18 protein-coding genes are annotated in these 22,757 nt (G+C 66.0%); 11 read left to right on the top strand and 7 right to left on the bottom strand.

What is annotated here, in order from left to right; translation table 11 throughout:
• Positions 1–408 precede the first annotated feature (408 nt).
• The gene (gene gltB, locus BMZ97_RS23000; protein ID WP_092175161.1) at positions 409–5,109 is read left to right on the top strand and encodes a glutamate synthase large subunit; all 4,701 of its coding nucleotides are present in this window, start codon (positions 409–411) and stop codon (positions 5,107–5,109) included.
• Positions 5,110–5,113: 4 nt separating this feature from the next.
• The gene (locus BMZ97_RS23005) at positions 5,114–6,535 is read left to right on the top strand and encodes a glutamate synthase subunit beta (protein ID WP_092175164.1); all 1,422 of its coding nucleotides are present in this window, start codon (positions 5,114–5,116) and stop codon (positions 6,533–6,535) included.
• A gap of 173 nt (positions 6,536–6,708) precedes the next feature.
• Here the strand turns inward: BMZ97_RS23005 and BMZ97_RS23010 are convergent, their stop codons facing one another.
• From BMZ97_RS23010 to galE, 3 genes are all read right to left on the bottom strand, one after another.
• Positions 6,709–7,917, bottom strand: coding sequence for an SGNH/GDSL hydrolase family protein (locus tag BMZ97_RS23010; RefSeq protein WP_092175166.1), 1,209 nt, complete (start codon positions 7,915–7,917; stop codon positions 6,709–6,711).
• A gap of 59 nt (positions 7,918–7,976) precedes the next feature.
• Complete coding sequence (locus tag BMZ97_RS23015; RefSeq protein ID WP_092175169.1) at positions 7,977–9,209, bottom strand: lytic murein transglycosylase; 1,233 nt, start codon at positions 9,207–9,209, stop codon at positions 7,977–7,979.
• Between the two features lie 127 nt (positions 9,210–9,336).
• Positions 9,337–10,326 carry a UDP-glucose 4-epimerase GalE gene (galE, locus tag BMZ97_RS23020; protein ID WP_092175171.1) on the bottom strand — a complete coding sequence of 330 codons (990 nt, stop codon included), beginning with the start codon at positions 10,324–10,326 and terminating at the stop codon, positions 9,337–9,339.
• Between the two features lie 180 nt (positions 10,327–10,506).
• On the opposite strand from galE, the gene BMZ97_RS23025 reads away from it, so the two are divergent.
• The 6 genes from BMZ97_RS23025 (at position 10,507) to grxD (ending at position 15,698) form a co-directional block, all read left to right on the top strand.
• Complete coding sequence (locus BMZ97_RS23025) at positions 10,507–11,388, top strand: UTP--glucose-1-phosphate uridylyltransferase (RefSeq protein WP_092175174.1); 882 nt, start codon at positions 10,507–10,509, stop codon at positions 11,386–11,388.
• Positions 11,389–11,428: 40 nt separating this feature from the next.
• Complete coding sequence (locus BMZ97_RS23030; protein ID WP_092175177.1) at positions 11,429–12,310, top strand: methyltransferase domain-containing protein; 882 nt, start codon at positions 11,429–11,431, stop codon at positions 12,308–12,310.
• A complete protein-coding gene (locus BMZ97_RS23035; protein ID WP_092175179.1) occupies positions 12,307–12,744 on the top strand; it encodes an acyl-CoA thioesterase in 438 nt (145 codons plus the stop codon). The genes BMZ97_RS23030 and BMZ97_RS23035 overlap by 4 nt, the downstream gene beginning before the upstream one ends.
• 111 nt (positions 12,745–12,855) lie before the next feature.
• A complete protein-coding gene (gene purL / locus BMZ97_RS23040) occupies positions 12,856–15,066 on the top strand; it encodes a phosphoribosylformylglycinamidine synthase subunit PurL (protein ID WP_210188315.1) in 2,211 nt (736 codons plus the stop codon).
• Positions 15,067–15,077: 11 nt separating this feature from the next.
• A complete protein-coding gene (locus BMZ97_RS23045; RefSeq protein WP_092175183.1) occupies positions 15,078–15,314 on the top strand; it encodes a BolA family protein in 237 nt (78 codons plus the stop codon).
• A gap of 48 nt (positions 15,315–15,362) precedes the next feature.
• Entirely contained in the window at positions 15,363–15,698 is a 336-nt protein-coding gene (grxD, locus tag BMZ97_RS23050) for a Grx4 family monothiol glutaredoxin (protein WP_092175186.1), read from the top strand.
• 78 nt (positions 15,699–15,776) lie between these two features.
• On the opposite strand, the gene BMZ97_RS23055 is transcribed toward grxD, so the two are convergent.
• The 4 genes from BMZ97_RS23055 to BMZ97_RS23070 form a co-directional block, all read right to left on the bottom strand.
• Positions 15,777–16,418, bottom strand: coding sequence for a glutathione S-transferase family protein (locus tag BMZ97_RS23055; protein WP_092175188.1), 642 nt, complete (start codon positions 16,416–16,418; stop codon positions 15,777–15,779).
• Between the two features lie 45 nt (positions 16,419–16,463).
• Positions 16,464–16,712 (bottom strand): DUF1272 domain-containing protein, encoded by a 249-nt coding sequence (locus BMZ97_RS23060; RefSeq protein WP_092175192.1) that lies wholly within the window; start codon positions 16,710–16,712, stop codon positions 16,464–16,466.
• 73 nt (positions 16,713–16,785) lie between these two features.
• On the bottom strand, positions 16,786–18,516 hold the full coding sequence (locus tag BMZ97_RS23065; RefSeq protein ID WP_092175422.1) for a carbamoyltransferase family protein: 1,731 nt from the start codon (positions 18,514–18,516) through the stop codon (positions 16,786–16,788).
• Between the two features lie 147 nt (positions 18,517–18,663).
• A complete protein-coding gene (locus BMZ97_RS23070) occupies positions 18,664–19,293 on the bottom strand; it encodes a thiol:disulfide interchange protein TlpA (protein WP_244546556.1) in 630 nt (209 codons plus the stop codon).
• A 31-nt stretch (positions 19,294–19,324) separates the two neighbouring features.
• Between BMZ97_RS23070 and argH the strand changes: the two genes are divergently transcribed.
• From argH to lysA, 3 genes are all read left to right on the top strand, one after another.
• Complete coding sequence (gene argH / locus BMZ97_RS23075) at positions 19,325–20,716, top strand: argininosuccinate lyase (RefSeq protein ID WP_092175197.1); 1,392 nt, start codon at positions 19,325–19,327, stop codon at positions 20,714–20,716.
• Between the two features lie 198 nt (positions 20,717–20,914).
• Complete coding sequence (locus BMZ97_RS23080) at positions 20,915–21,178, top strand: LPS translocon maturation chaperone LptM (protein WP_139221294.1); 264 nt, start codon at positions 20,915–20,917, stop codon at positions 21,176–21,178.
• 232 nt (positions 21,179–21,410) lie between these two features.
• On the top strand, positions 21,411–22,700 hold the full coding sequence (gene lysA / locus BMZ97_RS23085) for a diaminopimelate decarboxylase (RefSeq protein ID WP_092175204.1): 1,290 nt from the start codon (positions 21,411–21,413) through the stop codon (positions 22,698–22,700).
• The last annotated feature ends 57 nt before the right edge of the window (positions 22,701–22,757 follow it).

The raw sequence follows: 22,757 nt of genomic DNA on the forward strand, positions 1-22,757 counted from the left end.
GTGCCGAGATTAGAATTCTGGCAAATTCATCGCAATAGGACAGTGTTGCTGTCCCATTTTCACTGTGCCGACCGTGAGCCGCCTAGCGCTTGCGGCGGTCGATCGCAACGGAGCGGACACATGACGAGGGGTAAGGCCACGACCGCCAAAACCAATCGTACGCGCGCCGCCCGTAAAGCGGCGGCTTAGACAGGCGCGGCAGGGCGACAAGCCCGAGGCGCCTGCGGAGGACGCGGGCGCCCCAAGACAGCGCAAGCCACCCTCCCCAGGAATGACTTGGCCACGTTGGCCCCATCCTTGCTGCATGCCCGATCGGGCTCGGCACGAGGCTGGCGCGGCGAAGGATGGTGTGGACTCGAAGGCGGCTGTTGGCGGAAGCTGGCAGGCAGCGTGAAGCGGGGTTTGACGATGAGCGAAACCAGCAAGTCGAGCGTGGCGGCGGCAGCTGCAGCCTTCCCGGCAGTGCGTGATCCCGCAATGCCCGAGCGCCAGGGGCTTTACGACCCGTCCTACGAGAAGGATTCCTGCGGTGTCGGCTTCATCGCCGACATGAAGAATCGCAAGACCCATGCGATTGTCCAGCAGGGCTTGCAGATCCTGCATAATCTCGACCATCGCGGCGCCGTCGGGGCGGATCCCAAGCTCGGCGACGGCTGCGGCATCCTCGTCCAGATCCCGCATGGCTTCTTCATGGAGGAGTGCGCCAAGCTCGGCATCGAATTGCCGGCGGCCGGTCACTACGCCATCGGCCAGTTCTTCATGCCCCAGGAAGCCGAGGATCGCGCCGTCTGCGAGGAGATCGTGGCGCAGGCCGTCACCGAGGAGGGGCTGATCTTCCTGGGCTGGCGCGACGTGCCGGTCGACTCGTCGGATCTCGGCGAGGCGGTGAAGGAGAGCGAGCCGGTCCATCGCCAGCTCTTCGTCGGCCGCCCGGCCGAGATCACTGACGAGGACGATTTCGAGCGCAAGGTCTATGTGCTGCGCAAGTCGGTCTCCAACAAGGTCTATAAGCGCCAGGATCGCGCCACCGCGACCTATTACCCGGTCTCGATGTCGGCCCGCACCATCGTCTACAAGGGCATGGTGCTGGTGACCCAGCTCGGCTCCTATTTCAAGGATCTGACCGATACGCGCTTCGTCAGCGCGCTCGCGCTGGTCCATCAGCGCTTCGCCACCAACACCTTCCCGTCCTGGCGGCTCGCCCACCCCTATCGGATGGTGGCGCATAACGGCGAGATCAACACGCTGCGCGGCAACGTCAACTGGATGGCGGCGCGCCAGGCTTCGGTCGATTCCGAGCTGTTCGGCCCCGATATCTCGAAGCTCTGGCCGATCTCCTATGAGGGCCAGTCCGACACAGCCTGCTTCGACAACGCGCTCGAATTCCTGGTCCAGGGCGGCTATTCGCTCGCTCACGCCATGATGATGCTGGTGCCCGAGGCCTGGGCCGGTAATCCGCTGATGGATGAGGAGCGGCGCGCCTTCTACGAATATCACGCCGCGCTGATGGAGCCCTGGGATGGGCCCGCCGCGATCGCCTTCACCGATGGTCGCCAAATCGGCGCGACGCTCGACCGCAACGGCCTGCGTCCCGCGCGCTATCTCGTCACCGATGACGGGCTCGTGGTGCTCGCCTCCGAGTTCGGCGTGCTGCCGATCCCCGAGGAACGCATCGTCCAGAAGTGGCGCCTGCAGCCGGGCAAGATGCTGCTGATCGATCTCGAACAGGGCCGCATCATCGGCGACGACGAGATCAAGACGAGCCTGTGCCTCGCCAACCCCTACAAGGACTGGCTGAAGCGCACCCAGATCGTGCTGGAGGAACTGCCCCCGGTCGAGGCGCGTGCGCAGCGCACCGACGTGCCGCTGCTCGATCGCCAGCAGGCCTTCGGCTATACCCAGGAAGACACCAAGCTGCTGATGGCGCCGATGGCCGTGACCGGCCAGGAAGCCGTCGGCTCGATGGGCACGGACACGCCGATCTCGGCGCTCTCCTCGAAGTCGAAGCTGCTCTACACCTATTTCAAGCAGAACTTCGCGCAGGTCACGAACCCGCCGATCGATCCGATCCGCGAGGAGCTCGTGATGAGCCTCCTCTCCTTCATCGGACCGCGTCCCAACATCCTCGATCTGGAAGGCACCTCGCGGCGCAAGCGGCTCGAAGTGCGCCAGCCGATCCTGACCAATGACGATCTCGAGAAGATCCGCTGCATCGGCCATTACGAGGACCGTTTCGACACCAAGACGATCGACATCACCTATCCCGCTCGCGATGGCGCGGCCGGCATGGAGCATGCGATCGAGCGGCTCTGCGAGCGCGCGGAGGCTGCCGTCAATGGCGGCTACAACATCATCATCCTGTCCGACCGGCAGGTCGGCCCGGACCGCATCCCGATCCCGGCGCTGCTGGCGACGGCGGCCGTGCACCACCACTTGATCCGCAAGGGCCAGCGCACCTCGGTCGGCCTCGTGCTGGAATCGGGCGAACCGCGCGAGATCCATCACTTCGCTTGCCTCGCCGGCTTCGGCGCCGAGGCGATCAACCCCTATCTCGCCTTCGAGACGCTCGAGGCCCTGTTCGAGGCCGGCGAATTCCCGAAGGAAGTCGACCGCTACGAGGTAGTGAAGCGCTTCATCAAGTCGGTCGGCAAGGGCATGCTCAAGGTCATGTCCAAGATGGGCATCTCGACCTACCAGTCCTATTGCGGCGCGCAGATCTTCGATGCCGTCGGGCTCAAGACCGAGACGATCGAGAAGTATTTCACCGGGACGATCTCCTCGATCGAGGGCGTCGGCCTGCCCGAGATCGCGGAAGAGACGGTGCGCCGCCACCGCGACGCCTTCGGCGACTCGCCGATCTATCGCGACTCGCTCGATATCGGCGGCGAATACGCCTTCCGCCTGCGCGGCGAGGACCATGCCTGGACGCCGGAGAACATCGCGCTGCTCCAGCACGCGGTGCGCGGCAATGCGCAGGACAAGTACAAGGCCTATGCCGAGCTGGTGAACGACCAGAGCTCGCGCTTCTCGACGATCCGCGGCCTGTTCCAGATCAAGGATGCGGATGCGCTCCAGCGCAAGCCGATCCCGATCGAGCAGGTCGAGTCGGCCGCTTCCATCGTCAAGCGCTTCTCGACGGGGGCGATGTCCTTCGGCTCGATCAGCCATGAGGCGCATTCGACGCTCGCCATCGCGATGAACACGATCGGTGGCAAGTCGAACACCGGCGAGGGCGGCGAGGAGCCGGAGCGCTTCGCGCCGATGGCCGACGGGCGCTCGATGCGCTCGGCGATCAAGCAGGTGGCGTCGGGCCGCTTCGGCGTGACGACGGAGTATCTCGTCAATTCGGCGATGATGCAGATCAAGATCTCGCAAGGCGCCAAGCCCGGCGAGGGCGGCCAGCTGCCCGGCCACAAGGTCGATGCGCGCATCGCCAAGGTGCGCCATTCCACCCCGGGCGTCGGCCTGATCTCGCCGCCGCCCCATCACGACATCTATTCGATCGAGGACATCGCCCAGCTCATCTTCGATCTGAAGAACGTCAACCCGGCCGCCGACGTCTCGGTCAAGCTCGTCTCCGAGCTCGGGGTCGGAACCGTTGCGGCCGGCGTCGCCAAGGCGCGAGCCGACCACATCACCATCTCGGGCTATGAGGGCGGCACGGGCGCCTCGCCTCTGACCTCGATCAAGCATGCCGGTTCGCCCTGGGAGATCGGCCTCGCCGAGACCCATCAGATCCTGGTGATGAACAAGCTGCGCGGCCGCATCGCGCTGCAGGTCGATGGCGGCCTGCGCACCGGGCGCGACGTCATCATCGGCGCGCTGCTCGGGGCCGACGAGTTCGGCTTCGCGACCGCGCCGCTGATCGCGGCCGGCTGCATCATGATGCGCAAATGCCATCTCAACACCTGCCCAGTCGGCGTCGCGACGCAGGATCCGGTCCTGCGCAAGCGCTTCAAGGGCGCGCCCGAGCACGTCATCAACTTCTTCTTCTTCCTCGCCGAGGACGTGCGCGAGATCATGGCGAGCCTGGGCGTCGCCAATTTCGACGACCTCGTCGGCCGCTCCGACTGGCTCGACAAGAAGCAGGCGATCGAACACTGGAAGGCCAAGGGGCTCGATTTCACCCGCATCTTCCATAAGCCCGATGTCGGCCCCGAGGTCGCGATCCGCCATGTCGAATTGCAGCAGCACCCGATCGACACGGTGCTCGACCGCATGCTGATCGCCAAGTCGCAAGGCGCGCTCGAAAAGGGCGAGAAGGTCGTGATCGAAAGCCCGATCCGCAATGTCGACCGCTCGACCGGCGCGATGCTCTCAGGCCAGGTCGCCAAGCGCTACGGCTATGCCGGCCTGGCTGAAGATACCATCACGGTGAAGCTCACCGGCACCGCAGGCCAGAGCTTCGGCGCCTGGGTCACGAACGGCGTCACGCTCGATCTCACCGGCCAGGCCAACGACTATGTCGGCAAGGGCCTCTCGGGTGGCAAGCTGATCATCAAGCCCTCGCCCGATGCCCGGCCGCTGGCCGAGCAGTCGATCATCGTCGGCAACACCGTGCTCTACGGTGCGATCTCGGGCGAATGCTACTTCCGCGGCGTCGCCGGCGAGCGCTTCGCGGTGCGCAATTCCGGCGCGATCGCGGTGGTCGAAGGTACGGGCGACCATGGCTGCGAATACATGACTGGCGGCGTCGTCGTCGTGCTCGGCCAGACCGGCAGAAACTTCGCGGCCGGCATGTCGGGCGGTGTCGCCTATGTGCTCGACGAGGACAAGAGTTTCGCCAAGCGCTGCAACCTCTCCATGGTCGACCTCGAACCGGTCACCGAGGAGGAGGAGCTGATGCAGCGCATCCACCACCATGGCGGCGATCTCGAATTCAAGGGCCGCATCGACGTGATGGCCAATATGTCCGGCTACGACGCCGAGCGCCTGCACCAGCTGATCAGCGATCACCTGCGCTATACCGGCTCGCTCCGCGCCAAGGACATTCTCGACAACTGGGCGGAGTACCTGCCCAAATTCGTCAAGGTCATGCCGGTCGAGTACCGGCGTGCACTACAGGAAATCGAGCAGGCGCAGGCCAGCATGTCGGTCGCGGCGGAGTAAGACGATGGGCAAGGTAACCGGCTTTCTCGAGATCGACCGCCGCGACCGGAAGTATCTTCCGGCCTCGGACCGGATCCGGAACTACAAGGAATTCGTGATCCCGCTCGGGGTCGAGGCAACGCGTGACCAGGCGGCGCGCTGCATGAATTGCGGCATCCCCTATTGTCACAATGGCTGCCCGGTCAACAACCAGATCCCGGACTGGAACGACCTCGTCTACAACGACAAATGGCGCGAGGCGCTGACCAATCTGCATTCGACCAACAACTTCCCCGAGTTCACCGGCCGCGTCTGCCCCGCGCCCTGCGAGGCATCCTGCACGCTGAACCTCGAGGACACGCCGGTCACCATCAAGTCGATCGAATGCGCCATCGTCGACAAGGGCTGGCAGGAGGGCTGGATCACGCCCGAGCCGGCCAAGGTCAAGACCGGCAAGAAGGTCGCGCTGATCGGCTCCGGTCCGGCGGGCCTCGCCGCAGCGCAGCAACTCGCGCGCGTCGGCCACGAGGTGCATCTCTATGAGCGTCAGGCCAGGGCCGGCGGCCTGCTGCGCTACGGCATCCCGGACTTCAAGATGGAGAAGTCCCATGTCGAGCGCCGCGTCCGCCAGATGGAGGCCGAGGGCGTTATCTTCCATTACGGCGTCAATGTCGGCGTCGATATCGATCCCGCCGAGCTGCTCGCGCAATATGACGCTGTCGGCCTGACGGGCGGCGCCGAGAAGCCGCGCGACTTAGCCATCGAGGGCCGCGAGCTCGACGGGGTCCAGTTCGCGATGGACTTCCTGCCGCAGCAGAATCGTCGTGTCGGGGCTGAGGCTGCGACCGGCAACGCCAAGCCGATCCTGGCATCGGGCAAGCATGTCGTCGTCATCGGCGGTGGCGATACCGGCTCCGACTGCATCGGCACCTCGGTGCGCCAGGGCGCGCTCTCGGTGACTCAGATCGAGATCATGCCGGAGCCCCCCGTCAAGGAGAACAAGGCGCTGACCTGGCCGAACTGGCCGCTCAAGCTGCGCACCTCGTCGAGCCATGAGGAAGGCGCCGAGCGCGACTTCGCCATCGGCACGCTGAAGTTCATCGGTGAGAACGGCAAGGTCCGCAAGCTGCGCTGCGCCAGGGTCGACGGTCAGTTCAAGCCGATCGAGGGCACCGAGTTCGACCTCAAGGCCGATCTCGTGCTGCTCGCCATGGGCTTCGTCTCGCCGGTCCATGAGGGGCTGCTGGCGAAGCTCGGCGTCGCGCTCGACAAGCGCGGTAATGTCGAGGCCAACACGCTCGCCTACAAGACCTCGGTCGAGAAGGTCTTCACCGCGGGCGACATGCGGCGCGGCCAGTCGCTGGTGGTCTGGGCCATTCGCGAAGGCCGCCAGATGGCCCATGCGATCGACAAGCACCTGATGGGCGAGACGATCCTGCCAAGGTGAGCCTGCCGCGTAACTCTACTCCGGCGGCCGTCTGACGCGGCTTTCTGCGCTTCCGGTGCTCACGGACATGAAGTCCGCTGCGCTCCGGTTCTCGAAAGCCACGCCAGCCGACTCACCGGAGCGAGTTTCGCGACGGGCTCCCAGGGGTCGGCCAGGATTCAGTCGGCCAGGGTTCAGCGCGGCCATTTGTAATCGTCGAGACGCCCGGGCTTCGGCTCGGGCGCGATGCCTTCGCCGAAGACGCGGTCGAGCTGGGCTGCGGCCTCGCCGCGCCCGCGGGCATCCGTGATCGAGGCCAGTAGCGCCTGTTCGCCCGCGCTCGCCTGTCCGGTCAAAGGCTGGATCGGCCCGGCCAGCGGCTTGACCTGCAAGGCGGTCGGCAGCCCCGGCGCGGCGGGCAGGTTACCGACCATGGCGTCGATCAGGCGCTCGATGCCGCCGGCCTGGAGCTCGGGATCGGTCGGAGCGCCGGTTCCCGGCGCTGCCGGCACGGCGATGAGGCCCGGCTGCGGCTGGTTTTCGATCTGCCGGCGGATCAGCACATCGACGAAATGCGCGGCCTTGCGCGCTCCCGCCGTCGTAAAATGGATGCCGTCGCCGAGCCGCAGCCGCATGGTCTGGCCCGAGACATCCGGCCCCATCGCCGTGTAGCGGTTCTCTGCGTCGACGAAGGCGCCCCAGAGATCGACATATTGCCCGCCGGCCTTCTCGGCCTGCTGGCGGTAGAGTTCGTTGAAGGAGACGAAATCGGCGGAGAGGCGGGGGTTCTGCACGGGCGGCGCGCCGACCCAGATCAGCGGCACGCGCCTGGCCGCGAAGGCGCTGGCGACCGCCTCGATACGGGCCTTGTAGAGCTCGCTCCAGCGCGGGCTGAGCGGCTCGTGCACCGTCTCGCCCTCGCGGATCGCCTGTCGGTCGTTGAGGCCGAGCAGCATCACGCCGAGGCTGATTTTCGAGTCGCTCGCCAGTAGATCGTTGGCGACCTTGGGCCAGTCGTAGAAATCGCTCCTGACCAGGCCGGAATCGGGCTTGGCCTTGTTGACCACCGCCACATCGGGCCTGTCGTTCAAGGCATCGTCGAGCCCGCCGGCAAGGAGCACGGCGAGCGAGTCGCCGATCACCAGGACATGATGGGCGACGTCGACCTTCGGAATGACCGGGTCGTCCCTGACGATGACTGGCGGTGCACGTCGTTTCACCACCGGCGCCACGACACGCGGTCGCCTCGGCACGATGGCGGGAGGGGGTGGCGGCTGCTGCCAGAAGAACGAGAAGAAACTGCGCTGCTGCGGCGGCGCGCCTTGAGCGAGCGAGGATGGGCCGCCAGTCATGAACAGCAGGCTGGCCGCGACTAGCACTGTGACGAGGGAACGCAAACGCATGAGTCTTTCGATCCTGCGCCGTGGCTTCGCAGCCAGTATAGCCCAGGATCGGGACAGCGTCAGCGGGCGTCGCGCATCTTGGCGAGCAGGGCCGGTGTCGGATAGCCATCGGCGATCTCGCCGGTCTTGAGCTGGTATTGCCGCACGGCCTCGCGCGTGCCGGTGCCGATGCGCCCGTCGGCGTCGTGATTGTAGAGGCCGACCGCCTTGAGCCGGCGCTGCACCTCCTGCAGGCCCGTCTTGTCGAGGCGCGGCGCCTGGACCGGCCAGTCGGCCTGGATCGCCGGGCGGCCCATGATGCGGTCGCCGAGATGGCCGACGGCGAGTGCATAGGCGTCGGAGGAATTGTATTTCTTGATGACGTCGAAATTTTCGGTCAGCAGCATGACCGGCCCGCGATAGCCGGCGGGGAAGAACAAGCGTGCCTCGCCGGAGGCGGGCAGGGGCCGCCCATCGGCCCGGCGCACGCCGGCGGCGGCGAAGGAGGAGAAGCTCGCCTTGTTGATGCGGTAGTCGAACCGCTCGGGCAATGTGACCTCGAGGCCCCAGGGCAGGCCCGGCACCCAGCCATAGCCCTTGAGGTAATTGGCGGTGGAGGCGAGCGCGTCGCCGGTCGAGGTCCAGATGTCGGCATGGCCGTCCCCGGTCCAGTCGACGGCGTATTTCATGTAGCTCGACGGCATGAACTGGGTGTGGCCCATCGCGCCGGCCCAGGAGCCGCGCAGTTCGGCGCGCTCGACATGGCCCTTCTCGATCAGCTCCAGCGCGGTCAGCAATTCGTCGCGGAAGAAGTCGCCGCGATAGCGGATCTGCGCCAGGGTCGCGAGGCAGCGGATCGTGTCCTTGTCGCCCTTGAACGAGCCGTAATTGGTCTCCATGCCCCAGATCCCGAGCACGACCTCCTTGGGCACGCCGTAGCGCGCCTCGACCTGCGCCAGGACGGCGGCATTCTCGGCCGCGGCATCGCGCCCGCGCGGGATGCGCGTGCCGCCGAGCGCGCTGTTGAGATAGCCCCAGATCGGCGCGGTGAACTCGGACTGCTTCTTGGTCAGCGCCACGATCGAGGCGTCAGGCGTCACGCCGCGAAAGGCGAGGTCGAAGGTCGCGCGCGAGATGCCCCGCGCCTGGGCCTGCGGCCAGAGCCCCTTCAGGAAGGCATCAAAAGAGGCATTGGCCGGGGCCGTCTTGGCGTCCTTGGCGCGGGCCGCCGAGACGTTGATCGAGCCGGTGGTCTGCGCAAGCGCGGGGGCGAGGCTGATGATGGCCGTGGCGGCGATCACGGACAGACGCATGACGAACCTCGCTCAGGCGGGCTGGTGGGAAACGGAGCTTTCTCCACAGCGCCCGAACAAGATTAACCAAGGGTAAACGGCGCGCAATCGCGCGCCGGTTTCGCGGGTCGTTTACGTGGTTGCAAGCTTATTTGGCGTTGCGCATTTTCAGCTGGTCTTCCCAGGCCAGGGCCTGGCGCACGATCTGCTCGAGATCATCATTCTCGGGCTGCCAGCCGAGCTCGGAACGGATGCGGTCGGCCTTGGCGACGAGCGAGGCGGGATCGCCGGCGCGGCGACCGGAGAGCTTGACCGGGAAATCGACGCCAGAGACGTGCTTCACCACATCCACCACCTGCTTGACCGAATAGCCGCGTCCATAGCCGCAGTTCAGGGTGAGGTTGGCGCCGCCCGCGCGCAGATGGTCGAGGGCGGAGAGATGCGCACGCGCCAGGTCGGTGACGTGGATGTAGTCGCGCACGCAGGTGCCGTCGGGCGTCGGATAATCGGTGCCGAAGACCTCAAGCCCGGCGCGCTGGCCGAGCGCCGCCTGGCAAGCGACCTTGATCAGATGGGTCGCGTTGGGGGTCGACTGGCCCGAGCGGCCCTTAGGGTCGGCGCCGGCGACGTTGAAATAGCGCAGCGCGACATAGGTCAGGGGAAAAGCGCGCGCCACGTCGCCCAGCATCCATTCGCTCATCAGCTTGGAGCGGCCATAGGGGTTGATCGGGTTGAGCGCGATCTCCTCCGGCACGGGGCTGACCGGTGGCTCGCCATAGACGGCGGCCGTGGAGGAGAAGATAACATGCTTCACGCCGCCGCGGACCGCGCTTTCCAGAAGCGCGCGCGTCTTCACCGTGTTGTTGAGATAGTAGCCGAGCGGGTCGGAGACGGAATCGGGCACCACGATCTTGGCGGCGAAATGCGCGATTTCGGTGATACCGTGCTCGGCGATGACGCGCTCGACGAAGGGCTGGTCGCCCATATCGCCCTGGACGAGGGTGGCTTCCTTCGGCACGGCCCACCAGAAACCGGTCGAGAGATCGTCGAGTACGACGACGTGCTCACCACGATCGAGCAATTCCAGAACCATATGGCTGCCGATATAGCCGGCGCCGCCCGAAACCAGAATTGCCATTACACATCCTCATCCGTCACAATCGTTTCGACTCATCTAAGCAAAAGATGTTGACGAGCCATCAAGGTCGTCCTGCTATTTGCCATCATCGGCGGGCTCAGTGAACATGTGAGCCAAGTCGCCACCTCCACCCCAACCGCTACCGTCGTCGCACGGTTAAGCGCGCGAAATGGATCCTTCATGACGAAACGCATTCGCAAGGCCGTTCTCCCCGTAGCCGGGCTCGGCACGCGCTTCCTGCCCGCCACCAAGGCGATCCCCAAGGAGATGCTGACCATCGTCGACCGTCCGGTCGTGCAGCACGTCGTGGACGAGGCGAGGGCCGCCGGCATCGAGCATTTCGTTTTCATCACCGGCCGCAACAAGGGCGTGATCGAGGATCATTTCGACCTTGCCTACGAGCTCGACGACACCTTGCGCAAGCGCAATAAGCTCAAGGAGCTGGAGGCGCTCCTGGCCGATCTGCCGGCCGCCGGCGCGACGAGCTTCACCCGCCAGCAGGCCCCGCTCGGCCTGGGCCATGCCGTCTGGTGCGCGCGTGACATCATCGGCGACGACGAGCCCTTCGCGCTGCTCCTGCCCGACATGCTGCATCACAGCCATGGCAAGGGCTGCCTCGCCGAGATGATGGATGCCTATGAGAAGCATGGCGGCAATCACATCGCCGTGGCACCGGTGCCCGAGGACCAGACCCATCAATACGGCATCGTCGGCGTCGAGGATCGCAACGCCAAGGTGTCCAAGGTGACGAAGATGGTCGAGAAGCCGGCCAAGGGCACCGCGCCCTCGAACCTGCACATCACCGGCCGCTATATCCTGCAGCCGACGATCTTCAACCTGCTGGCCAATCAGGAGCCGGGCGCCGGCGGCGAGATCCAGCTTACCGATTCGATGATCGCGCTGTCGCGGCTGGAGCCGTTCTACTCCGTGCGCTTCGACGGGGACATCTACGACACCGGCTCGAAGATCGGCTTCCTGACTGCCAACATCGCCTATGCGCTCGACCGCGGCGATCTCGGCCCGCAGCTGCGCCAGGAGATCGAGCGGCTGCTGGAGAGTTGATGGTGCGCACTGGCGAGGAGCCGTGCGCGAGGAGCCGTGCTTGAGCGACAACCAGCCCGTCTTCGATCGCGATCTCGGCCGGCTCCGGCTGGCACGGGCGCTTGCGGCCGGCTATCCGGATTTCCTGCTCGCGCGGGCGGTCGAAGATCTGGCTGAGCGGCTCGATGCGGTGCTGCGGCGCTTTGCTCTTGCGGCCGATCTCGGTACGCCTCTGCCGGTTGCGGCCCCGGTGCTCCGGGCCAAGGCGGAGGCGTTGCTGCGCATGGCCGAGGCGGCGGGCGCGGAGGCCGACATCGTCGGCGATCTCGAGCGCCTGCCCTTCGCAGCCGGCTCGCTCGATCTCGCCGCCTCGCTCCTGGCGCTGCATGGCGTCAACGACCTGCCCGGCGCGCTGATCCAGATCCGGCGGGCCTTACGGCCGGACGGGCTGTTCATCGGCTGCCTGCTCGGCGGCCGCACGCTGCAGGAATTGCGGCAGGTGCTGCTGGAGGCGGAGGCGGAAACCTCGGGCGGGGCGAGCCCGCGCGTCGCCCCCTTTGCCGATCTGCGCGACATGGGCAGCCTGTTGCAGCGTGCCGGTTTCGCGCTGCCCGTCGTCGACAGCGAGCTCGTCACGGTGCGCTACCGCGACATCTTCGGCCTGCTCGGCGATCTGCGCGCCATGGGCTGGGCCAATGCGCTGACGCAGCGCAGCCGAACCGGATTGCGGCGCGAAACGCTGGCACGGGCGGCTTTGCTCTATGCGGAGCGCTTCGCTGATGCCGATGGGCGCTTGCGCGCGACCTTCGAGATGGTCTGGCTCTCCGGCTGGGCCCCGCATGAAAGCCAGCAGAAGCCGCTGCGCCCGGGCTCGGCCAAGGCGCGGTTGGCGGATGCGCTGGGCGTGCCCGAGATCGGGGCCGGCGACAAGGCCCTCCGATGAGTGCCCGCGAGCCCCGCCTCTCCCGCGCCGACTTCAAGCTGTTCCGGGCGATTCCGACGCGTTGGCACGACAATGACGTCTTCGGCCACGTCAACAATGTCGTTTATTACGGCTGGTTCGATACGGGCGTGAACGCCTGGCTGGTCGAGCAGGGCTTTCTCGACCCGGCGACGAGTCTGGTCGTCGGCCTGGTGGTCGAGACGAGCTGCACCTATTTCGAAAGCGTCGCTTTTCCCGAAACCGTCGAGATCGCGATTGCCGTGGCGCGGCTGGGCACCAGTTCGGTGACCTACCGGCTCGGGATTTTCCGCCAAGGCGGGCAGGCGGTGGCGGCGCAAGGCCGCTTCACCCATGTCTATGTCGAGCGGGCGACGCAGAAGCCGGTGCCGATTCCGGCCCCCTTGCGTGCGGCGCTGGAGGCACTTTCCGCCTGAACGCGGCCATTGCAGGTCGGGAATGCGTTGTCTCGCGCCCGCAGGCGCGCTATGCCCCGCCCATTGAGGGCCGGCCCTTCTTCATGCCGGACGATCAGGAACCGTCGCGCCGTGATTCCCAACGAGATCAAGATCACCCCGCAGCTCGTGGCCGAACATGGCCTGAAGCCCGACGAATATCAGCGCTTCCTGCATCTGATCGGCCGCGAGCCGACGATCACCGAGCTCGGCATCGTCTCGGCGATGTGGAACGAGCATTGCTCCTACAAATCCTCGAAGCTGCATCTGAAGACGCTGCCGACCAAGGCGCCCTGGGTGATTCAGGGGCCGGGCGAGAATGCCGGCGTCATCGATATCGGCGACGGGCTCGCCATCGTCTTCAAGATGGAGAGCCACAACCACCCCTCCTTCATCGAACCCTATCAGGGTGCGACCACCGGTGTCGGCGGCATCCTGCGCGACGTCTTCACCATGGGTGCACGGCCGATCGCGGTACTCGACGCGCTACGCTTCGGTTCTCCCGATCACCCGCGCACGCGCCATCTGGTCTCCGGCGTCGTCGCCGGCATCGGCGGCTACGGCAACTCCTTCGGTGTGCCCAATGTCGGCGGCGCGACCGGCTTCCACAGCCGCTATGACGGCAACATCCTGGTCAACGCCATGGCGGTCGGCATCGCCCGCGCCGACGAGATCTTCTACGCCAAGGCCTCGGGCGTCGGGAAAGCCATCGTCTATCTCGGCTCCAAGACCGGCCGCGACGGCATCCATGGCGCGACCATGGCCTCGGCGGCTTTCGGTGAGGGTGGCGAGGAGCGGCGCCCGACCGTGCAGGTCGGCGATCCCTTCGCCGAGAAGCTTTTGCTGGAAGCCTGCCTCGAAATCATGGCGGCTGGCCATGTCGACGCGATCCAGGACATGGGTGCGGCGGGCCTGACCTGCTCGGCCGTCGAGATGGGCGCCAAGGGCGATCTCGGCGTGGAGCTGAACCTCGATGCCGTGCCCTGCCGCGAGGACGGCATGAGCGCCTATGAGATGATGCTCTCTGAGAGCCAGGAGCGCATGCTCATGGTGATCAAGCCCGGCCATGAGGAGCCGGCCGAGGCCATCTTCAAGAAATGGGGCCTGGACTTCGCCGTGGTCGGCTACACCACGGATAATCTGCGCTTCGTCGTGAAGCATCAGGGCGAGGTCATGGCCGACCTGCCGATCAAGGAACTCGGCGACGAGGCTCCCGAATATGACCGGCCCTGGATCGAGACGCCCAAGCTGCCGGTGGTCGAGGCCGCCTCGGTCCAGCCGCAGCTGTCGCATGCCGATGCGCTGCTCAAGCTCGTCGGCTCGCCTGATCTCAGCTCCAAGCGCTGGATCACCGAGCAGTACGACACGCTGATCCTGGGCAATTCAGTGATCACGCCCGGCGGTGATTCCGGCCTGATCCGCATCGAGGACGGGCCCAAGGGCCTGGCCATGACCGCCGATGTGACGCCGCGCTATTGCGAGGCCGACCCGTTCGAGGGCGGCAAGCAGGCGGTGGCGGAAGCCTGGCGCAACCTCACTGCCGTAGGCGCGACGCCGCTCGCCGTTACCGACAATCTGAATTTCGGCAATCCCGAGCGCCCCGAGGTGATGGGCCAGCTCGTCGGCTGCATCAAGGGCATCGGGGCCGCCTGCAAGGCGCTCGATTTCCCGGTCGTCTCCGGCAATGTCTCGCTCTACAACGAGACCAATGGCGTCTCGATCCTGCCGACCCCGACCATTGGCGGCGTCGGCGTGCTGGCGGATGTGACCAAGCATGCCACCGTCGCCTTCAAGGCCGCGGGCGAGATCATCATCTTGGTCGGCGAGACCGCGGGTTGGCTCGGCCAGTCGGTCTATCTTGCGACAATCTACGGCCGGGAAGAGGGCGCGCCGCCGCCGGTCGATCTCGCGATCGAGCGCAGGAATGGCGATGCCGTGCGGGCGCTGATCACTGCCCGGCGCGTCAGCACCTGCCATGACCTGTCCGATGGCGGCCTTGCCGTCGCGCTGGCCGAGATGGCGATGGCGGGCGGCGTCGGGGCGACGATCGACGCCCTGCCGGCTGGCCCTGCCCATGCCGTGCTCTTCGGCGAGGATCAGGCGCGCTATCTTGTCACGGTGCCGGAGGCTTCGGCCGCCGCTGTGCTCGCCGAACTCAAGGCGGCTGACGTTCCCGCGCTCGCGCTCGGCAAGACCGGCGGGGATGCGCTTGCCTTTCCCGGCGAGGCGGCGATCGCGGTCACTGCCCTGAAATCCGCGCATGAAACCTGGCTGCCCGCCTATATGGCTGGCAAGGCTGCTTGAGGAGAGCCACGATGGCGATGGATGCGCGCGATATCGAGGCGATGATCAAGGCGGCGTTGCCTGACGCTACCGTCGAGATCAAGGATCTCGCGGGTGACGGCGACCATTATGCCGCGACCGTGACTTCTGCCGCTTTCACCGGCAAAAGCCGGGTGCAGCAGCACCAGATGGTCTATGCCGCGCTCAAGGGAAACATGGGCGGCGTGCTGCACGCCCTTGCGCTGACGACTTCGGTTCCCCAGAATTAGAACGAGACTAGTCCAGCGGGCCTTGAACCCGCCGCAGGAGATCAGATCATGAGCGACGTCAACGCCCGCATCGACGCCGAAGTGAAGTCCAACGACGTCGTGGTCTTCATGAAAGGCACACCGCAATTCCCGATGTGCGGCTTTTCCGGCCAGGTCGCGCAGATCCTCGGCTATCTCGGCGTGCCCTATAAGGGCGTCAACGTGCTCGAGGACCAGGAAATCCGCGAGGGCATCAAGGCCTATTCGAACTGGCCGACGATCCCGCAGCTCTATGTCAAGGGCGAGTTCATCGGCGGCTGCGACATCACCCGCGAGATGTTCCAGGCCGGCGAACTCCAGACGCTCTTCGAGGAGAAGGGCATCACGGTCAAGCAGGCGAGCTGAGGGCTCGTTCTCGTTCACCCAGGCCCGCCTCTCGCCAGTGCGATGCGGGCCACTCGCGGCCTCAAACTGAGGGGCCGTTCAGGCGGACTGCGCAGTTGCACGCATGGCAGGCCTTTGGGCCGTCCTCTCCCACCAGGCCTTGATGGCTGGCTGGTCGGCGAGCAATGGGCCGGCTTCCGGCGCCAGCGTGAAATAAGCGAACATCGGCGCAGCATGCAGATCGGCCAGTGTGAGCGCGGCGCCAGCGAGGCAGGGGCCGCCATCCATCAGCTCGCTGATTGCGCGCAGGCATAGCTGCGCTTTCGGCAGCGCCGCCTGGATGCGTGCCTCGTCAGGCAGACGGCCCTTCCTGGGATTGGACACGCGCTCGACATAGATATCCCAGACCAGAGTGCGGTAGGCGTATGAGTCGAGGATGCTGATCACCTGATTGACCCTGGCCCGCTCGCGCGGAGCGGAAGGCTGCAGGGCCGGTCCCGGGAACGCCTCATCGACATAGCGCTCGATCGCTCCCGCCTCGTACAGCTTGAAGCCGTCATGCTCGAAGGCGGGTATGCGGCCGAAAGGTTGTCTCTCGAGCAAGGAAGCCGGTGGCCCGTTTTCGGCAAAGACATCGATCGGCTCCAGCCGATACGGGATGCCTTTTTCTTCGAGCGCCAACCGGACGGCCCGGACATAGACACTGTACGGCGCGCCATAGAGGACCGGTGCGGAGGTCATCGCGAGTTCCTTGCCCGATCGATCATCCCCATCAGCAGGTGCTGTTCAAGCCGCCGCGCATTCCGGATGCGGCTTCGTCACCCGCTCCTGCGAGGCTGGATATTTTTCCAGCTTGCTTGCCGGCCTGACCGGCCGGCGCACCAGTTCGCCGCCGCAATTCGGGCAGGCGCCGTGGAAGCGCGTATCGGCGCAATCCGCGCAGAAGGTGCATTCGAAGGTGCAGATCATCGCGCCGCGCGTGTCGGGGGCCAGGTCGCGGTCGCAGCATTCGCAGTTCGGGCGCAGTTGCAGCATGGTTATCTCCCTCTCGCGCGGAGAATGCGGCCAGTCGCGGCTGTCTGCCAACGCTTCTTGCTGATGAGTTGGATCACTTCACCAGCAGCCAGTCCTCCACCACCAGCGCGTCGAGGCCGCTCGTATAGAACATCAGGATCGCGTCCTCCGCCGTGTGCAGGATCGGCTTGCCCATGATGTTGAAGGAGGTGTTCAGCACCACCGGCACGCCGGTCAGCGCATGGAAGGCCTGGATCAGCGCGTGGTAGCGCGGATTGCGCTCCGCGGTGACGCTCTGCAGCCGGCCGGTCGCATCCTCATGGACCACGGCGGGCACGCGCTCGCGCATGGCCTGCCTCCAGACCAAAGTGCGTTCCATATAGGGCGCGTCCTGGTAGTTCTCGAACCAGTCCGGCCCGTGCTCGGCCAGGATCGAGGGCGCGAAGGGGCGGAAGGCCTCGCGATACTTCACTTTGGCGTTGAGCAGATCCTTGGCGTTGGCGGGGCGCGGATCGGCCAGGATCGAACGGTTGCCGAGTGAGCGCGGGCCGAACTCGGCCTTGCCCTGGACCCAGCCGATCAGCTTGCCGTCGGCCAGGAGTTGCGCAGTGACGGGGGCGACCTCTTCGGGCGCGAGCTTGCGCAAGCGCGGCTCCCAGGCTGCCATGCGCTCCAGCGGCTCGGTCGAGACGGTGGAGCCGAGATAGGGCGATTGCGGGCCCTTGGGCGCGCGCCAGTCCGGATTGGCCTGCGCATGGGCGAGCCAGGCCGCGCCGATCGCATTGCCGTCATCGGCAGGCGCGGAAGGGACATGGACGTGGGCGAAACCATGGCGACCGACGATCTTGCCGTTGAAGGAGGAGTTCAGCGCGCAGCCGCCGGCGAGCACGAGATTCTCGGCCGGCACCAAAGCGGCGGTTTCCGAGAGCAGCGCCTCCATCATCTCGGCGAAGACATCCTGGCCGCAGCGGGCGAGATCGGCCCAGCCCTGATCGAGCGCATCAGTCGGGCGCAGCGCCAGGATCTTGGCGCTGACCTCGCGCACGGTCGCGGCATCCGCGAAGGAGAGCTTGTGGCCGTCGACCCGGTAGAGCCGGCGCAGCAACGCCATCAGCGTGGCGTCGGCCTTGCCATAGGGCGCGAGCCCCATGATCTTCCATTCCTCGCCCTTGGCCTGGTCGAAGCCGGCAAGGTCGGTGACGAGGCCGAAATAGAAGCCGATCGACTCACGCCCGCGATGGCGCTTCACCTCGGTGATCTTGCCGTCCGCGAATGCGAAGATCGCCGAAGCCCCGGTCTCGCCCATGCCGTCGACGATCAGGCAGGCGGCGTCGGTGAAGGGCGAGGACCAGCAGGCATAGGCCGCATGGCTGAGATGGTGGTCGTAGCGCGTCAGGCCGGTGACATTGGCCTTGCCGAAAGCGCGGTCGAGCCCGAGCAGCGTGCCGAGGCCGGCGCGCTGCTGGCCCAGATGCAGCGAGGCGATCAGCGCCCGCTCGGTGCGCTCGGGCACCAGCGAGCGGTTGAGTTCGGGCGAGAGCTTGAGCAGGGCGTCGAGCGAGAAGGAGCCGGCGCGGCTCATCTGGTCGAGGAAGCCGGTGAAATCCTCGCTCCAGCTCGTCGCGATCCGGACCTCGGCATCCCCGGGAATGTAGCGCTTGAACAGCCCTTCCATGCGTTGAACCGGATCCGGCTCGCAATTGGGAGCGCGCTTATATTGCAGGTAGCGCTCGGTCGCCTCGGCAAAGACGACCTCGCCATCGGGGCCGATGATGGCGAGGGCGGGGTCGTGGAAGGTGGTGGCGAGGCCGATCGTGTAGGTCATGGCCGGCAGCGTATGGCGCAGCTGCAAGCGGGAGGCAATCGACGCAAGCGGTCTAGGTTACCGCTGCCGGTCTATTTTCCGGACGCGAAAGCCACGCTGCCGGCAATCGCCGCGATCGTCGGTTGCAGCTTTTCGAAGCCGATTCCTTCAACGCCCCATCGCGGCTGCGATCAGCGCCTTCGCGTCGGCACTCGCCCAGTCCGCCGGGCCCTGGATCATGCCGAGTTCGCAGCCCTGGGGATCGACCAGCAGGCTCACCGGCATGCCTTCGATCTTCCGCGCAGCGCGCAGGTCCTGGAAGACCTTGGCCTGGGCGTCGGCGTAATAGGGCAGCCGCGTGACCTTGTTTTCGGCGAGCCAGGATTTCGGCTTGTCGAGATTGCGCGTGTCGATATTGATCGCGACCACTGCGAAGTCAGGCCCGCCAAATGCGCCCTGCAGGGCGTCGAGCGCCGGCATCTCCTTGAGGCAGGGCGCGCACCAGGTCGCCCAGAGATTGACGAGCACGGTCTTGCCCCTGAAGGCCGCGAGCGTCGTCGGCTGACCGTCAGGGCCTTCGAAGGCGAGATCGGGTGCCGGCTGCGGGCTCGTCCGAACCTCGACGGCCGCGACCTCGCCCTGCGCCAAAGGCTGCATCTTCGCCGCCCGCGCCACTGCCGCGCCGCAAGAAGCGGAATTGCCGGCACGGCCCTGGCCGGAGTAGAAGGCCGCCATGCCCGCGAGGCCGAGCGCCGCCATGACCCCGAGGGCCAGACCTATCTTCGTTCCAGACGTCATCATGCGTCCTTTGAAATCAGGAAAGACCGCCGTGAGCAATCGCATGTGGGGTGGGCGTTTCGCCACGGGTCCCGACGCCATCATGGAGGAGATCAACGCCTCCATCGATTTCGACAAGCGCCTGTGGCGGCAGGATATCCGAGGCTCGCTCGCGCATGCGGCGATGCTGGGCGAGACCGGCATCCTGACCAAGGACGATGTGGCCGCCATCAGCGCTGGACTCAAGAGCGTCGAGGGTGAGATCGAGGCTGGGAGCTTCACGTTCTCGCGCGCGCTCGAAGACGTCCATATGAATGTCGAGTCGAGCCTGAAGGACAGGATCGGCGCTGCCGCTGGCCGTTTGCACACGGCGCGCTCGCGCAACGACCAGGTCGCGACGGATATGCGGCTCTGGGTCCGCGATACGCTCGACGCTATCGACGAGCAGATGGCCGATCTCCAGCTCGCCTTGGCCGAGAAGGCCGATCTCCACGCTGGTGCAGTGATGCCGGGCTTCACTCATCTGCAATCGGCGCAGCCGGTGACCTTCGGCCATCACCTGCTGGCCTATGTCGAGATGCTGTCGCGCGATCGCGGCCGCGTCCGCGATGCGCGCCAGCGCCTCAACGAGTGCCCGCTGGGGGCTGCGGCGCTTGCGGGCACCTCTTTCCCGATCGACCGCCATATGACCGCCAAGGCGCTCGGTTTCGACCGTCCGACGGCGAATTCGCTCGATTCGGTCTCGGATCGCGATTTCGTGCTCGAGACTTTGTCGGCAGCCTCGATCTGCGCCATGCATCTGTCGCGTCTGGCCGAGGAGATCGTGCTCTGGGCGACGCCGCAATTCGGCTTCGTCAAGCTCTCCGACAAATTCTCGACCGGCTCCTCGATCATGCCGCAGAAGCGCAATCCCGATGCCGCCGAGTTGGTTCGCGGCAAGGCGGGCCGGGTTTTCGGCGCGCTGCAAGCCATGCTGACCATGATGAAGGGCCTGCCGCTGACCTATTCCAAGGACATGCAGGAGGACAAGGAAGGCACCTTCGACGCCCTCCAGACACTCTCGCTCTGCCTGGCCGCCATGGCCGGCATGGTGCGCGATATGGAGCCGGACCTGAAGGTGATGAAGAAGGCGGCGGGGCTGGGCTACGCCACCGCGACCGACCTCGCCGACTGGCTCGTGCGCGTGCTCAAGATGCCGTTCCGCGACGCGCATCACGTCACCGGCCGGCTCGTGGGCATCGCCTCTGCCAAGGGCGTCGGGCTGGAGAAGCTGACGCTCGCCGAGATGCAGGAGGCCGAGCCCAAGATCACCGAAGCCGTCTTCGCCGTGCTCGGCGTGACGCAGTCGGTGAAGAGCCGCGTCAGCTATGGCGGCACGGCTCCCGTCAATGTCCGCCGGCAGGCGAAGTCCTGGCTCAGGCGGCTTGCAAAGGAGCGCGGTTGACGAAACCGTCATGCTCGGGCTTGGACCCTGGCATTTCCGCCAGGGGGCCGGGCCGGCGCGGAGCCTCTCCTTGGGCCGGCCAAAAGGCTGGACCCGAGGGTTCCGCCTGAGAATGAGGTTGCAGCGCCTTCAAAAGCTCGCAACAGGTTGCTCCATTCGCTACAGTCTCCGCCACGCTTCGTCCGAGGGTTTCCTTTCGTGCCGCATTCCAGCCTGAAATTGGGCCGCGCCGTCATTCTGGCCGGCCTGCTCGGACTTGCCTTGACCGCTTGTGGCCGCAGGGGGCCGTTGGAGGCGCCGCCGAAGGCGACCAGCGCACTCGACCTGCCCGACCGCGACATCGGCGGGGAGGAGCAGCAAGTCGAAACCCAGGCCGGCGGCGCGCCCTTCGGCAAACCGCCGAAAGCGGACCGGAACTTCACGATTCCGGAGAAGAGCTTCGCGCTCGATCCGATCCTCTAGAGCCGGATGATTTCAGATGGGATCACACGGTGGTCCGATCTGAAATCTGAATCCGTCTCTCATCAAAGAGTTAGAGCAGGATCGACGCGAAAAACCGGGTCCCAATTTTTCGCATCCTGCTCTAGAACGAAGCGTTTGCAACGCGAGCCCTCGCATTTCGAGACGCTGTTCCGGCCGGAATAGCGCTTTAGCGAGGGCCATCGGCATTCTTGAACAGGCATTTGAGCGTCCCATGCATCATTTCAATTATCGCGACGGTTCGCTTTTTGCCGAGGATGTCGATCTCAGGCAGATCGCTGCCGAGGTCGGCACGCCGGTCTATGTCTATTCCTCGGCCACGATCGAGCGCCATTACCGCCTGTTCGCCGCGGCGGTGAAGGCGAACGCTCCGGCGGGGACGGCCCATGTCTTCTATGCGCTGAAGGCCAACGGCAATCTCGGCGTGCTGAAGACACTGGCCGCGCTCGGGGCCGGGGTCGACACGGTCTCCGAGGGCGAGGTCCGCAAGGCGCTTGCCGCCGGTTTCCCGCCCGAGAAGATCGTCTTCTCCGGCGTCGGCAAGAGCGAGAGCGAGCTGCGCTTCGCGGTCGAGGCTGGAATCTATCAGGTCAATATCGAGACCGAGGGCGAGCTCGATCTGCTCTCGCGTGTCGCGGCATCACTCGGCAAGCGCCAGGAGGCGGTGTTCCGGGTCAATCCCGATATCGGCGCCGGCGGCCATGCCAAGATCACCACGGGCTCGTCCGAGAACAAGTTCGGCGTCTCTTTCGAGGAGGTCGGCAGGCTCTATGCCCGCGCCGCCAACATGCAGGGCGTCAGGATGATGGGGCTCGCGCTGCATATCGGCAGCCAGATTCGCGAGACCGATTCGTTCGAGGCGGCCTATACCAAGATGGTGACGCTGGTCGGGAGCCTGCGCGCGGAGGGGCACCGCGTCGAGCGGCTCGATCTCGGTGGCGGGCTGGGCATCCCCTATGAGATTCCGAAGGATTTCGACTACGGGCCCGATCTGATCGAGGCCTATGCCGCCATGGTCGGGCGGGTCACCAAGGGGCTCGATGTCGAGCTCGGCTTCGAGCCGGGCCGCCTGATCGTCGGCAATGCCGGCATCCTGCTGACGCGGGTCTTGTATCTCAATCCGCGCCCGACCAAGCAGTTCCTGGTGGTCGACGCCGCGATGAACGATCTGATGCGGCCGGCGATGTATGAGGCCTATCACGAGATCTGGCCGGTTTCCGAGCCGGCCGCGGATGCAAGCCGCATCGCCTATGATGTGGTCGGGCCGGTCTGCGAATCAGGCGACACCTTCACGACCGGGCGCGCCCTGCCCGAGCTAAAGCCCGACGATTTGATCGCGTTCATGACCGCGGGCGCCTATGGCGCCAGCATGGCCTCGACCTACAACCAGCGCCTGCTTGTTCCGGAAGTGCTGGTGAAGGGCGGGCAATTCGCCGTGACCCGGCCGCGCCAGAGCTATGAGGAGCTTCTCGGCACGGATCGTGCACCGCCCTGGCTGGCCTGAGCTCTCGATCACGATGCGCTGAGGCCCCTGTGGGCGGAGCGCCTTCGCTCTGGCCTT

It is taken from the genome of Allobosea sp. OK403, assembly GCF_900113835.1.
Classification (GTDB): domain Bacteria; phylum Pseudomonadota; class Alphaproteobacteria; order Rhizobiales; family Beijerinckiaceae; genus Allobosea.

Coding starts and splice junctions, on each gene's coding strand:
- gltB (WP_092175161.1), top strand. CDS start 409: ATGAGCGAAACCAGCAAGTCGAGCGTGGCGGCGGCAGCTGCAGCCTTC.
- BMZ97_RS23005 (WP_092175164.1), top strand. CDS start 5,114: ATGGGCAAGGTAACCGGCTTTCTCGAGATCGACCGCCGCGACCGGAAG.
- BMZ97_RS23010 (WP_092175166.1), bottom strand. CDS start 7,917: ATGCGTTTGCGTTCCCTCGTCACAGTGCTAGTCGCGGCCAGCCTGCTG.
- BMZ97_RS23015 (WP_092175169.1), bottom strand. CDS start 9,209: ATGCGTCTGTCCGTGATCGCCGCCACGGCCATCATCAGCCTCGCCCCC.
- galE (WP_092175171.1), bottom strand. CDS start 10,326: ATGGCAATTCTGGTTTCGGGCGGCGCCGGCTATATCGGCAGCCATATG.
- BMZ97_RS23025 (WP_092175174.1), top strand. CDS start 10,507: ATGACGAAACGCATTCGCAAGGCCGTTCTCCCCGTAGCCGGGCTCGGC.
- BMZ97_RS23035 (WP_092175179.1), top strand. CDS start 12,307: ATGAGTGCCCGCGAGCCCCGCCTCTCCCGCGCCGACTTCAAGCTGTTC.
- BMZ97_RS23045 (WP_092175183.1), top strand. CDS start 15,078: ATGGCGATGGATGCGCGCGATATCGAGGCGATGATCAAGGCGGCGTTG.
- grxD (WP_092175186.1), top strand. CDS start 15,363: ATGAGCGACGTCAACGCCCGCATCGACGCCGAAGTGAAGTCCAACGAC.
- BMZ97_RS23055 (WP_092175188.1), bottom strand. CDS start 16,418: ATGACCTCCGCACCGGTCCTCTATGGCGCGCCGTACAGTGTCTATGTC.
- BMZ97_RS23060 (WP_092175192.1), bottom strand. CDS start 16,712: ATGCTGCAACTGCGCCCGAACTGCGAATGCTGCGACCGCGACCTGGCC.
- BMZ97_RS23065 (WP_092175422.1), bottom strand. CDS start 18,516: ATGACCTACACGATCGGCCTCGCCACCACCTTCCACGACCCCGCCCTC.
- BMZ97_RS23070 (WP_244546556.1), bottom strand. CDS start 19,293: ATGACGTCTGGAACGAAGATAGGTCTGGCCCTCGGGGTCATGGCGGCG.
- lysA (WP_092175204.1), top strand. CDS start 21,411: ATGCATCATTTCAATTATCGCGACGGTTCGCTTTTTGCCGAGGATGTC.